Annotated in this window: 12 protein-coding genes; 4 read left to right on the forward strand and 8 right to left on the reverse strand. The window is 63.0% G+C overall.

The genetic code is table 11. The features are described 5' to 3' along the window. Nucleotides 1–234 (reverse strand): phosphoribosylformylglycinamidine synthase subunit PurS, encoded by a 234-nt coding sequence (purS, locus tag PMI04_RS09070; RefSeq protein WP_004207358.1) that lies wholly within the window; start codon nt 232–234, stop codon nt 1–3. A gap of 153 nt (nt 235–387) precedes the next feature. Here purS and PMI04_RS09075 point away from each other — a divergent pair, with 153 nt between their 5' ends. Further along, nucleotides 388–537: a hypothetical protein gene (locus PMI04_RS09075; RefSeq protein ID WP_007704741.1), complete on the forward strand. Its 150-nt coding sequence runs from the start codon at nt 388–390 to the stop codon at nt 535–537. 108 nt (nt 538–645) lie between these two features. Then, entirely contained in the window at nt 646–1,398 is a 753-nt protein-coding gene (locus tag PMI04_RS09080; RefSeq protein ID WP_007704737.1) for a sulfite exporter TauE/SafE family protein, read from the forward strand. A 59-nt stretch (nt 1,399–1,457) separates the two neighbouring features. Here PMI04_RS09080 and purC read toward each other — a convergent pair whose 3' ends face one another. From purC to PMI04_RS09115, 7 genes are all read right to left on the reverse strand, one after another. Beyond that, nucleotides 1,458–2,240, reverse strand: a complete 783-nt coding sequence (gene purC, locus PMI04_RS09085; RefSeq protein ID WP_007704732.1) for a phosphoribosylaminoimidazolesuccinocarboxamide synthase — start codon at nt 2,238–2,240, stop codon at nt 1,458–1,460. A 127-nt stretch (nt 2,241–2,367) separates the two neighbouring features. Continuing rightward, nucleotides 2,368–3,642, reverse strand: coding sequence for an aminotransferase class V-fold PLP-dependent enzyme (locus tag PMI04_RS09090; protein ID WP_007704729.1), 1,275 nt, complete (start codon nt 3,640–3,642; stop codon nt 2,368–2,370). A gap of 90 nt (nt 3,643–3,732) precedes the next feature. Continuing rightward, nucleotides 3,733–3,861, reverse strand: coding sequence for a hypothetical protein (locus PMI04_RS09095; protein WP_007704727.1), 129 nt, complete (start codon nt 3,859–3,861; stop codon nt 3,733–3,735). A gap of 132 nt (nt 3,862–3,993) precedes the next feature. Further along, a complete protein-coding gene (gene otsA / locus PMI04_RS09100; protein WP_007704725.1) occupies nt 3,994–5,400 on the reverse strand; it encodes an alpha,alpha-trehalose-phosphate synthase (UDP-forming) in 1,407 nt (468 codons plus the stop codon). Beyond that, on the reverse strand, nt 5,397–7,226 hold the full coding sequence (locus tag PMI04_RS09105) for a glycoside hydrolase family 15 protein (protein WP_007704723.1): 1,830 nt from the start codon (nt 7,224–7,226) through the stop codon (nt 5,397–5,399). The genes otsA and PMI04_RS09105 overlap by 4 nt, the downstream gene beginning before the upstream one ends. A 33-nt stretch (nt 7,227–7,259) precedes the next feature. After that, complete coding sequence (gene otsB / locus PMI04_RS09110) at nt 7,260–8,021, reverse strand: trehalose-phosphatase (RefSeq protein WP_037485168.1); 762 nt, start codon at nt 8,019–8,021, stop codon at nt 7,260–7,262. 62 nt (nt 8,022–8,083) lie between these two features. Continuing rightward, a complete protein-coding gene (locus PMI04_RS09115; protein WP_007704719.1) occupies nt 8,084–8,245 on the reverse strand; it encodes a hypothetical protein in 162 nt (53 codons plus the stop codon). Between the two features lie 113 nt (nt 8,246–8,358). Between PMI04_RS09115 and PMI04_RS09120 the strand changes: the two genes are divergently transcribed. Then, on the forward strand, nt 8,359–9,279 hold the full coding sequence (locus PMI04_RS09120) for a LysR substrate-binding domain-containing protein (RefSeq protein WP_007704716.1): 921 nt from the start codon (nt 8,359–8,361) through the stop codon (nt 9,277–9,279). Between the two features lie 112 nt (nt 9,280–9,391). Then, nucleotides 9,392–11,719 carry a DNA topoisomerase IV subunit A gene (gene parC / locus PMI04_RS09125; protein WP_007704713.1) on the forward strand — a complete coding sequence of 776 codons (2,328 nt, stop codon included), beginning with the start codon at nt 9,392–9,394 and terminating at the stop codon, nt 11,717–11,719. The last annotated feature ends 42 nt before the right edge of the window (nt 11,720–11,761 follow it).

Consider the following 11,761-nt stretch of genomic DNA (forward strand, 5'->3'; position numbering starts at 1 on the left):
TCAGGCCACCTTTTCGATGCGGTAGTTTTCGATGACCGTGTTGGCCAGCAGCTTGCGGCACATGGCGTCGATATCCTCGTCGCTGGTGCCGTCGGCCAGGTCCAGTTCAATGAGCTTGCCGGCGCGCACGTCATTGACGCCGCCAAAGCCCAGGCCTTCGAGCGCATGGTGGATCGCACGGCCCTGCGGATCGAGGACGCCGCCCTTGAGGGTCACGAAGATGCGGGCTTTCATGAGGTGCAAACTCCTTGGCATGCCGCCCGCCATTGCGGGGGGATGAACTTTGCCGCTCCCCCTAGGCGCGGCGGCGCGCGCAGGCAAGACATTATGCCTTTATTAGGAACCATGCCGATAATGTGACAATCGGCGCAATGGGGATTTAAGGGCATGTCCGGTCTGGCACTGGCAATGTTTGTGGGGCTTTTTGCCTGGGGGCAGCAGATTATGGGCTATGACGACCCGCATGGCCGGGTGCAGCTTGCCCTATTGGCGACCTTCAGTTTCGGCTTGCTGGTTGGCTATCGCGCCAATCGTTAAGCGCTGGCGCGCCCAATCGGGAACATGAACGGGGCTGGCGATGACGAGCGAGGCGGTCTATATCGCTCGCCCATTCTCTTTCCGGGCAACGCCCTCTAAGGCGGGGGCATGAACCCCGACATCCTCTATTTCGCCTGTGCCATCATCGCCGTCATCATTTCCGGACTTGCCAAGGGCGGGTTTGCCGGCGTCGGTGCGCTCGCCATGCCGATCATGGCGCTGGGCGTCGATCCGGTACGGGGTGCGGCAATCCTGCTGCCAATCCTGATCCTGCAGGACGCGGTCAGCGTCTGGGCCTTCCGCCGCAGCTGGGACGGCCGCATCCTGGCGGTGATGCTGCCCGGCATGGCGATCGGCGTCGGGTTGGGCTACTGGTTTGCAGCGCAGGTTTCGGAAACGGCGGTACTGGGCGCGCTCGGCGCGATATCCACTCTGTTTGGGGCGCAGCGGCTCTGGGTCGAACGCGGCGGGGCGATCGTCCTGCCATCGACCTCGCCCGGTTGGGTCGGCACCCTGTTCGGGGTCGCCAGTGGATTCACCAGCCAGATCGCCCATGCAGGCTCGCCGCCCTTTCAGATGTGGGTGCTGCCCAAGAAGTTGCCACGCGACATGCTGGTCGGCACGACGGCTGTCGCCTTCGCCGTCATGAACTGGATGAAGGTGCCGGCCTATGCCGCGCTGGGCCAGTTCACCCGCGTCAATCTGATGGCGACGGCGATGCTGGTGCCGGTCGCGGTGGTCGCAACCTTCGCGGGGGTGTGGCTGGTCCGTCGGATCGATGCGGCGCGCTTCTACACGCTCATCTACGTGCTGATGCTGCTGCTCGGACTCAAGCTGATGGCGGATGCGCTGTTGGCCTGAGGCCGTATCGGAACGAGAGGCAAAAAAAAGGCCGGCGTTGCTGCCGGCCTTTTTGTTTGTCAGTCCTTTTCGCGCTTCTTGCGATGCGTGTCGAGGTCGAGGACGGTGGTGTCGAGGCCCTCGGGCAGCAGGCCCAGGCGGCGCGCCACTTCCTGATAGGCTTCGACTTCGCCACCCAGGTCGCGACGGAAGCGATCCTTGTCCAGCTTCTCGTTGGTCGCCATGTCCCACAAGCGGCAACCATCGGGGCTGATCTCGTCGGCCAGGATCACGCGGCTGTAGTCACCGTCATAGAGGCGGCCGAATTCCAGCTTGAAATCGATCAGGCGGATGCCGATGCCGGCGAACAGGCCGCACATGAAGTCGTTGATGCGGATCGCCATGTCGGCAATGTCGTGCATCTCTTCCTGCGTCGCCCAGCCGAAGCAGGCGATATGCTCTTCGGAGATCAGCGGGTCGCCCAGCGCATCGTCCTTATAGCAATATTCGATCAGCGTGCGGGGCAGCTGTGTGCCTTCTTCGATGCCGAGCTTCTTCGACAGCGAACCGGCGGCAACATTGCGCACAACGACCTCGATCGGCACGATCTCGACCTGGCGGACCAACTGCTCGCGCATGTTGAGGCGGCGAATGAAATGGGTCGGCACGCCGATCTGGCCGAGCAGGGTGAAGATATGCTCGGAAATGCGGTTGTTGAGTACGCCCTTGCCCGAAATCGTGCCCTTTTTCTGAGCATTGAAGGCGGTCGCGTCATCCTTGAAATATTGGATGATCGTACCGGGCTCGGGGCCTTCGTAAAGGATCTTTGCCTTGCCTTCGTAGATCTGGCGGCGACGGGCCATACGCGTTCCTGTCTTCTTCTCAGAAAAGATTTCGCCCCGGCAAACGCGAATCGGGAGGGATCAGCGGGTGCCGGGGCTGCTTGGGGACGCCCATAGAGCAAAGCGCACGGGGGTGCAATTGATCCAGCTAGGCCCCCTTCATCTTCCGATATTCGTCGAACAGGCCAAGGAAGCGGTCGATGTCCGCCTTGCTGAGGAAATAGGGCGTGGCGAGGCGCAACTTGCTGGGGTTGCCACCGCGAATTCGGACCTTGTGGGTCTTCCACAGCCAGTCCTGCAATTCCATCCGCTGCACTGGCGGCACATTGACGGTCGCGATCGCGCAGCGCAGCGCCGGATCGGGCGAGGTCCAGTCCTCCGCGCCGCGCTTCAGCATCTCGGCATGGATATAGTCGGCGAGCATCCGGTTCCGCTTTTCGATCCGGTCGATGCCGATGCTGTTGGCGAAGCCGATCGCGGCGTTGAGCCCCATCAAGGTCGGGATGCAGGAAGAGCCGATCTGCATGTAGCGGTCGGCCATGCGGGTCGGGTCGTCATAGCCGCCGGTCGCGATCGTGTTCCACACCCGGTCCATCACGCTCTTGTCGCGCAGATAGAGAAAGCCCGTGCCCTTGGTCGCGAACAGCCATTTGTGCATCGACCCGGTATAGAGGTCGCACCCGATATCATCGAGATCGACCTTCATCATGCCCGGCGCATGGGCGCCGTCGAAGGCGGAGACGATCCCCTTCGACCGGGCGAGCGCGGCAATCTCCTTGGCCGGCAGCACCACGCCGGTCGAGGTGCTGATATGGCTGACGAAGAGGATGCGCGTTTTCGGCGTGATCGCGTCGTTGATGCGGTTGAGGATCTCGGCCGCGTTCTTCGGCGGTTTGGGCATGGCGAATTTCTTCACCACCACGCCATAGCGGCGCTGGCGCAGCATCCAGGGCATTTCGCCCGATCCATGTTCCTCGTCGCTGATCAGCACCTCGTCGCCCGGCTTCATGTCGAAGCCGTTGGCGATGTAGCTGTTTGCCTCCGTGCAGTTGCGCAGGATCGCCATCTGCTCGACCTTCGCACCCATGAAATCGGCGAAAGGCTTGCGATACTGGTCCCAGGCGCCATAGCCCCAGATCGGATAATCCTCCGACCCTTCCTGGGTCATCTGCTCGGTCGTCTCGAACCCGTCGAAGATCGCCTTCAATACCGGGCGTGGCGAGGAGCCGACCGTGCCGACATTGAGGTTCACGACATCGGCCGGGATCAGGAATTGCCGGCGCAGCGTCGCCCAATAGGCGTCCTCATCCCTGCCAAAAAGATCGGGGGCGGGGAGGGGGATGCTGGTCAGAGCCTCTGCGCTGATCGGCGCAGCGAGGGAGGCAGCGGCGGCGCTGCCAAGGAAGGAACGTCGATCGAGCATGGGCACCCCCGGCTGATACCCCAAAATAGGGGCGGCACTATTTCTGCCGCTGGTTCAACGAGGAACGAAGGAAAATCCGCAGGCGCCGACCTATAGCACATCGCCAAACATGAACCAGATCAGCGCTAGCCAGGCGATCAGGCCGACTGCGCCGAATATCACGCCGGAGCGGGCACGGATGGCGGGCCACAAGCCGCGCGGTTCGTCATCGATATCCATAATCTCGACCTAGAATGTTTTCTCATCAGGTGGAATTACCTGATGAGAAAACGTGCCAAACCAGAAAGCCGGCACGGTCGGATCGGAAACTGCGCTGGTCGGACTGGCATCGCGGTTCGATCGTCGTGCATGTCATTGCACCACGGTTTCCGCGTCGGGCGATGCCGGTTCCTGCCGTGTCGCCATCAGCCGTTCGGTAAAGGCGGCACGCCACCAGCTGATATCCTGATGCTCGACGCTGTCCATCATCGCGCGCCAGCGTCGCTTGCGCTCGTCCAGCGGCATGGCGAGCGCGCGGGTAATCGCGTCCGACATCTCCTCTGGACTATAGGGGTTGATCAGCAGTGCGTCCTTGAGCTGCATCGCCGCACCGGCAAAGCGGGAGAGGATGAGGACGCCGGGATCCTCGGGATCCTGCGCCGCGACATATTCCTTCGCCACCAGATTCATGCCGTCGCGCAGCGGTGTGACCAAGCCAATGCCGGCCGACCGGTAGATGCCGGCCAGCTTGTCGCGGGGGTAGCCCTGGTTGACGTAGCGGATCGGGGTCCAGTCGACATCGCTATATTCGCCATTGATGCGCCCGGCGAGCGAGTCCAGCGTGGCGCGGATCTGCTGGTAGCTTTCGACCTCGCCGCGCGAGGGTGGGGCGATCTGTGTCAGCACGACCTTGCGGTGTTGTTCGGGATGATCCTTGAGGAAGCGGGCATAGCCGCCGAATCGCTCTTCCAGCCCCTTGCTGTAGTCGAGCCGGTCGACGCCCACGATCATCGTGCGATCCTGTAGCGAGGCGCGGACCAGCGAGCGCATTTCATGGGCTGCCTCGCTGGTGGCGGCGCTGGCAAACTCCTGTGCGTTGATGCCGATCGGGCAGGCGACGGCCTGAATCGTGCGGTCGCCGACGGTAACGAAATCGCCGTCGACCGTCCCGCCCATTTCCCGTTCGACATAATGGCGAAAGGATTCCAGCCATTCCTCCGTATGGAAGCCGACGACGTCATAGGCGAACAGGGTGCTGACCAGCTTGCTGTGATGGGGCAGCGAGACCAGCAGCCGGGTCGGCGGCCAGGGGATGTGGAGGAAAAAGCCCATCCTGTTCTGCAGGCCCCGGTCACGGAGCATCTGGCCGAGCGGGATCATGTGATAATCCTGCACCCAGATGATATCGTCTGGCTCTATCAGCGGGCTGGCTGTGTCGGCGAAGCGCTGGTTGACGCGATTATAGCCGCCTTCAAAATCACGGGCATATTCCGCCAGGTCGATCCGGAAATGGAATAGCGGCCACAATGTCTTGTTGGCATAGCCATTATAATATTCGTCGACATCCTGTTCTTCCAGGTCGATCGTCGCGGTCTTGACGCCCTCATCCTCGGCAAAGCCGATATGGCCGGTGAAATTCTCTGTCGTCTCTCCCGACCAGCCAACCCAGATGCCACGGCTTTCGCGCAGGGCTTGGGCGATCGCTACGGCCAATCCTCCTTGGTTGCCCGATGTGTTGGGGCGACTGACCCGGTTGGAAATGACTATCAGGCGGCTCATCGCATCACGCTCCAGGGTTTGCTCAGCAAGACGGCGCAGTTGATGATGCCGACCAACGAATAGGTTTGCGGGTAGTTGCCCCAGAGCTCACCGTTCTGGGGGTCGATATCTTCGGACAGCAGGCCCGCAGCGGTGCGACGGGACAGCATCTCCTCGAACAGGTCGCGTGCTTCTTCTGTGCGGCCGGTGCGGTGCAGCGCCTCGATCAGCCAGAAGGTACAGACGTTGAAGGCAGTGACGGGTTCGCCGAAATCGTCCGGTGCGCTGTAGCGCAGCATGTCGTTGCCGCGCCTTAGGTCGGCCTCCAACGCTGCGAGCGTGCCGACGAACATCGGGTCGTCGGCGGCCAGGAAGCGCAGGTCGAGCAATTGCAGCAGCGAAGCGTCGCGGGCATCATCCTCGAAATTGGCGGAAATTGCCTTGCTGTCTTCGCGCCAGGCGGATTCGAGAATGCGCGCCCGCATTGTTTCGGCGCGATTTTGCCAATGGGCGGCACGCAGCGGCAGGTCGAGCGCGGTCGCGGCATGGGCGAGGCGGTCGCAGGCGGCCCAGCACATGACGGCGCTATAGCTATGTACATGCGCGCGCGTGCGCAGTTCCCACAGGCCGGCGTCGGGCTGGTCATAGACCTGCCAGGCGCGTTCGCCCACCACCTCCAATGCCTCGAAATCGGCATGGCCGGCCATGCGCAGCAGCCGCTGGTCGATGAAGCCCTGAACCGACGACAAGACGATCTGGCCATAGGCGTCGTGCTGGATCTGGCTGTAGGCGGCATTGCCCACGCGCACCGGACCCATGCCGCGATAGCCGGGCAGTTTGTCCGCTTCCCATTCATGGAGCGTGGCGTTGCCCCGCACATCATAGAGCGGCTGGATGTGGCCGCCCTTGGCGCCGTCGACGATGTTGCGCAGATAGACGAGATAGGTTTCGAGTACGTCCAGCGCGCCGAGCCGATTGAGTGCCTCGACGGTATAATAGGCGTCGCGCACCCAGCAATAGCGATAGTCCCAGTTGCGCCCGCTGTCCGCATGTTCGGGGATGGAGGTGGTGAGCGCGGCGACGATCGCGCCGGTTTCCTCATGCTGGCAGAGTTTGAGCGTGATCGCCGAACGGATCACTGCCTCCTGCCATTCGGCGGGAATGGCCAAGCCGCGTACCCAAAGCTGCCATTCCAGGATGGTGTCGTCCAGCATCCGCTCGATCGCGGGGCGCAGGGCATCGGAAAAGCCCTCGTCCGGTCCCATGAAGAAATGCATGTCTTGTTCCAAGCGGAACCAGCTTTCCTGGGAAATAAGGCCGATCGGCGCGTTGGTCGAAATCCGCATCGCCATGTAGGACAGGACCATCCGGATATGGTTGGAGCCGTAATTGACCGGCACGGTCTCGCCATTCCAGGATGTGGTGGGGCGCAGGCGGACGCGGATGCGCGGACTACCCGCAACCGGGCGTACGACCCGGGCAAAGGCGACCGGGCGATACATGCGGCCCTTGTGCTTGTGCCGCGGGCAGAAATCGAAAATCTCGATGGCATTGCCCAGGCCATCGGTCTGGCGGGTGACGAGAACCGGAGTGTTGCGGATATAATGCTGGTCGACCTGGACACAATTCTCCAGCTCGATCGCCCAGAATCCGCTGGCGTCCTTGCCATCCCATTGCTTGTCGTCGAGCAGGGCGGAAAAGACCGGATCGCCGTCCACCCGGGGTACACAGGCCCAGACCATGCGCCCGGCACGGTCGATCAGCGCTGATGCCTGGCAATTGCCGATTGGCCAGAGGTCGAGCGTCCGCTCGCTTCCGGCAAGGATGTCGCTTGGCTGGTTGATCATCGGCCCCCTTCGTTCGCGCGAACGGGCCGCCGATCAGCTAAGCGCGGCGACCCCTTGGGTAAGGTAATGTCTGACGGCGGCAACCTGTTCCAAAATAAAGCCCGCTTTCGTTTCCCGCGGCGCGCCAACCAATATGCCCGTCCCCCCCAGATCGGCCGCAGCGGCGAAACCTTCTTCATCCGTGACATCGTCGCCGATAAAGATGGGCGTGCCGCCAGCCATCGGTGCCTGCAGCATCAGGCGGGCAACGGCGCTGCCCTTGTCGGCACCACCAGGGCGCAGTTCAAACAGCATCTTGCCGGCCTGTACGGCCAGGCCATGCTCTTCGGCAAGCCGGTGCGCCAGCAGGCCGGCCGCCTCGGCCCAGGCCGGCGCGCCGCGAAAATGGAGGCCGACGCTGATCGTCTTGCGCTCCACCAGCACGCCGGGTTTGTCGTCCGCAAAGGCATGGAAGACCGTTTCGACCGCGTCGATGGCAGGCCGGCGAGCAGGTGCGTCGGGCGCTTCGCCGGGCGACGCAAACTCCAGTCCATGAGTGCCCGCCAACAGGAAATCACCAAAACCCAGATCGCGCAGGGTCGCGACCGAGCGGCCACTGACGATGGCAAGACGCCCCTGTAGCCGGGTACGCAGCCTTGTAAGGGTGTCGATCAGGTCTTCATCCACCACCACCGCGTCTGGCGTGTCGGCGAGTGGCGCCAGCGTTCCGTCAAAATCGAGGAACAATGCCGCCCCGTTCAGCAGCGTCACTGGTGGAGGGAGAAGGGTGGATGGGGGAAGGGTGGTTTCTGGCACGCGCGCAAGGTGGCGACTATGCTGGAAACCGCAACCCCCCCTCCTGTCCGTCGATGTCGATTTCAGGAGCGACAGGCCGTGCTGCATGGCTTGTCGTCAGACCAGGGCGCGCGCCATTCGATCCGGTGGAGGACATGGAACGCCTGCATCACCTGGTGCAGCGGAGCGATAATCGGGAGGTGTCCATGGCTGGGGTCGCACAGCCGGGCGTTGGGATCGCGCATGACCTGTTCCTTTCATCCATGCGGGGACTTGCCAGCGCCGTATCGCCGATCGACCGCCTCCATGCCAACAAAAGCATGGACGGTATAGATAAGCCTGACTTATCAAGAAGGCCATGTCCCAGCTGCCGCCCCTGTCCGCTGTCCGTGTGTTCGAGGCTGCCGCGCGGCTGGAAAATTTCACCGCCGCCGGACAGGAGCTGGGCATGACCCAGGCAGCGGTCAGCTATCAGGTGAAATTGCTGGAGGAACGGCTCGGCATCAGCCTGTTTCAGCGCACCGGTCGCAAGGTTGCCTTGACTGAGAAGGGGCGGGATATCGCGCCGATCCTGACCCGTGCCTTCGACCAGATGCGGCAGGGCTTCGCCGCGCTGACACAGGATCATTCGGCGGTGCTGAGCATAAGCTGCACCAACAGTTTCGCACATCTCTGGCTGGCGCCGAGGATCGGCGCTTTCCAGATGCGTCATCCCGGCCTTGCAGTGCGGATCATGGCCGATGATGCTGTGGTCGATCTGGCGCGCGAGGGCATCGATCTCGCGGTGCGGGGCGGCAGGGGAGAATGGCCGGGGCTGGAGGCGACGTTGCTGACTCATAACCGGCTGGTGCCGATGTGCAGTCCGGGGTGGCTTGACCGGCATGGGCCGATCGCCGACGCGCAGGCGCTCCATGCCTTGCCGCGCCTGTCGCCCGACGACATGTGGTGGCATGAATGGTTCGCCGCGATGGGCGTGGAGGCCGATCCCGCCGATGGGCCGCCGGGCATCGCACTGGACAGCCAGGTGATGGAGGGGCGCGCCGCGATCGCAGGGCAGGGGATCGCGATCCTCAACCATTTCCTGTGGAAGGTGGAGGTGGAGGCGGGGCAACTGGTGGAGGCCGTGCCCTCCTATGTCCGCGAAATCGCCAGCTATTGGCTGGTCTATCCACCCCACGCCCGCAACACGCCCAAGATCAAGGCCTTCCGCGACTGGATCAGCGCGGAATTCGCCACGGCCATCGCCGCCGACCCGGAGGCGCGTTTCTTGCCGCGCTGAAAAGCATGGAATTTCGCTTGGTACATGCCGGACTTTCTGATCGGGCTGAACTGGCGATCAATGGGTATAATTCTCGTTTCCGTTCACGTTCCGTCCTGCTAAGCCCCTCCCGATGACCGATTTCCGCGACCCGTTCGACGCTATCAAGGACCATCCTTTCGACGCGGCGCTCTCGCAGCGCTATCTGGTCTATGCGCTGTCCACCATCACCGCGCGCTCATTGCCGGACCTGCGTGACGGGCTGAAACCGGTGCATCGGCGCCTGCTCTGGGCGATGCGATTGCTGCGGATGGAGCCGGGCGGCGCGAACCCTGACGTGCTGGTCGCCAATCCAACGCGCAACACCACAAGCTACAAGAAATGCGCCCGCGTCGTCGGCGACGTCATCGGTAAATATCACCCGCATGGCGACGCATCGGTCTATGACGCGATGGTGCGCTTGGCGCAGGATTTCTCGCTGCGCACGCCGCTGGTCGATGGCCAGGGCAATTTCGGCAATATCGACGGCGATAATGCAGCGGCCATGCGCTATACCGAGGCGCGTCTGACCCAGCCGGCGGCCGACCTGATGGCTGGCCTGGATGAAGGGACGGTCGATTTTCGTCCGACCTATAATGGCGAGGATGAGGAGCCGGAGGTTTTTCCGGGCCTCTTCCCCAATCTGCTCGCCAATGGCGCCAGCGGCATTGCGGTCGGCATGGCGACCAGTATCCCGCCGCATAATGTGACCGAGTTGCTGGATGCGGCGACCCTGCTGATCGATGATCCCGAAGCGGGCGACGCCGCGCTCATGGAGATCGTGAAAGGCCCTGACTTCCCGACCGGCGGCGTGCTGGTCGACAATCAGGCGATCATCTCCGAAGCCTATCGCACCGGACGAGGCTCCTTCCGCACCCGCGCGCGTTTCTCCACCGGCCGCAACGAAGATGGCAGCTGGGAAGCGGAAGGGATCGAGAAGCTGGCCGGGGGCACCTGGCAGCTGGTGATTTCCGAAATCCCCTATCAGGTGCAGAAGTCCAAGCTGATCGAGCAGATCGCGGCGCTGATCAACGACAAGAAGCTGCCGATCCTGGAGGATGTGCGCGACGAGAGCGACGAGGCGATCCGCATCGTCATCGTTCCCAAGAGCCGCAACGTCCCGGTCGATGTGCTCAAGGACAGCCTGTTCCGGCTGACTGACCTGGAAAATCGCTTTCCGCTGAACCTCAACGTGCTGGATGCTACCCACACGCCGCGCGTGCTGGGGCTGCGCGCGGTGCTGGTCGAATGGCTCAAGCACCAGATCGATGTGCTGGTGCGCCGGGCGCAGCACCGGCTGGAGAAGATTGCGGCGCGGCTGGAACTGCTCGACGGTTATATCATCGCCTATCTCAACCTCGACCGGGTGATCGAGATCATCCGCACCGAGGATGAGCCCAAGGAGGTGATGATGGCCGAGTTCAGCCTGACCGACCGTCAGGCCGAGGCGATCCTCAACATGCGGCTGCGCAGCCTGCGCAAGCTGGAGGAGATGGAACTGCGGCGCGAGCATGCCGAACTGGTCAAGGAACAGGCGGAGCTGGAGAAGCTGGTCGAGAGTCCGACCAGGCAGCGTACGCGGCTGAAACGCGACATTGCCGACCTGCGCAAGCGCTACGGACCCGATACTCCGATCGGTCGCCGCCGTACCCTGGTGGAGGAAGCCGGGCCAGCACGGGAGATCCCGCTGGAGGCGATGATCGAGCGTGAGCCGGTGACGGTGATTCTGTCCGAACGTGGCTGGATTCGCGCGATGAGTGGGCATCGCGACCTCGCCTCGGCCGACACGCTCAAGTTCAAGGAAGGCGATGGGCCGCAATATGCCTTCCACGCCTATACGACCGACAAGCTGCTGATGGCGACCGCGAGCGGCCGTATCTACACGCTGGGCGCCGACAAGCTGCCGGGCGGGCGCGGTTTCGGTGATCCGGTGCGGATGATGGTCGATATGGACGAGCAGGGCGCGATCGTCGCGCTGTTGCCTGCCAAGGCGGGCGGACAATTGCTGCTGGCGTCGTCCGACGGGCGCGGATTCCTGGCCGATGTGGCCGATATTTTGGCGGAAACCCGCAAGGGCAAGCAGGTGGTCAATGTGCGCGCCGGCGCGAAGCTGAGCGTCGTTCATCCGGTCGCTCCGGAGGCGGACAGCATCGCGGTGATCGGCGAGAACCGCAAGCTGCTGGTCTATTCGATCATCGAAATGCCCAAGATGGCGCGTGGCCAGGGCGTGCAGATGCAGCGCTATCGTGACGGCGGTCTGTCGGATGCGATTGCTTTCCGCTTGAGCGACGGATTGAGCTGGACGATGGGCGGGGAGACAGGACGGACTCGGACCGAGGCGGACATGACCCCCTGGCGTGTCGCGCGGGGCGCGGCAGGCCGAATGCCGCCCACCGGATTTCCGCGCGATAATCGTTTCTGACGCGATTTCTGCACCTTTGGCGGAAGTTCGTTTCCCGAAAAT

The organism is Sphingobium sp. AP49 (assembly GCF_000281715.2).
Taxonomy (GTDB): Bacteria; Pseudomonadota; Alphaproteobacteria; order Sphingomonadales; family Sphingomonadaceae; genus Sphingobium.

Bases quoted from the DNA above. Each gene is read 5' to 3' on its own strand.
- otsA (WP_007704725.1), bottom strand. From the start codon at position 5,400: ATGAGCCGCCTGATAGTCATTTCCAACCGGGTCAGTCGCCCCAACACA.
- PMI04_RS09105 (WP_007704723.1), bottom strand. From the start codon at position 7,226: ATGATCAACCAGCCAAGCGACATCCTTGCCGGAAGCGAGCGGACGCTC.
- PMI04_RS09120 (WP_007704716.1), top strand. From the start codon at position 8,359: ATGTCCCAGCTGCCGCCCCTGTCCGCTGTCCGTGTGTTCGAGGCTGCC.
- parC (WP_007704713.1), top strand. From the start codon at position 9,392: ATGACCGATTTCCGCGACCCGTTCGACGCTATCAAGGACCATCCTTTC.
- PMI04_RS09075 (WP_007704741.1), top strand. From the start codon at position 388: ATGTCCGGTCTGGCACTGGCAATGTTTGTGGGGCTTTTTGCCTGGGGG.
- purC (WP_007704732.1), bottom strand. From the start codon at position 2,240: ATGGCCCGTCGCCGCCAGATCTACGAAGGCAAGGCAAAGATCCTTTAC.
- PMI04_RS09090 (WP_007704729.1), bottom strand. From the start codon at position 3,642: ATGCTCGATCGACGTTCCTTCCTTGGCAGCGCCGCCGCTGCCTCCCTC.
- PMI04_RS09095 (WP_007704727.1), bottom strand. From the start codon at position 3,861: ATGGATATCGATGACGAACCGCGCGGCTTGTGGCCCGCCATCCGTGCC.
- PMI04_RS09080 (WP_007704737.1), top strand. From the start codon at position 646: ATGAACCCCGACATCCTCTATTTCGCCTGTGCCATCATCGCCGTCATC.
- purS (WP_004207358.1), bottom strand. From the start codon at position 234: ATGAAAGCCCGCATCTTCGTGACCCTCAAGGGCGGCGTCCTCGATCCG.
- PMI04_RS09115 (WP_007704719.1), bottom strand. From the start codon at position 8,245: ATGCGCGATCCCAACGCCCGGCTGTGCGACCCCAGCCATGGACACCTC.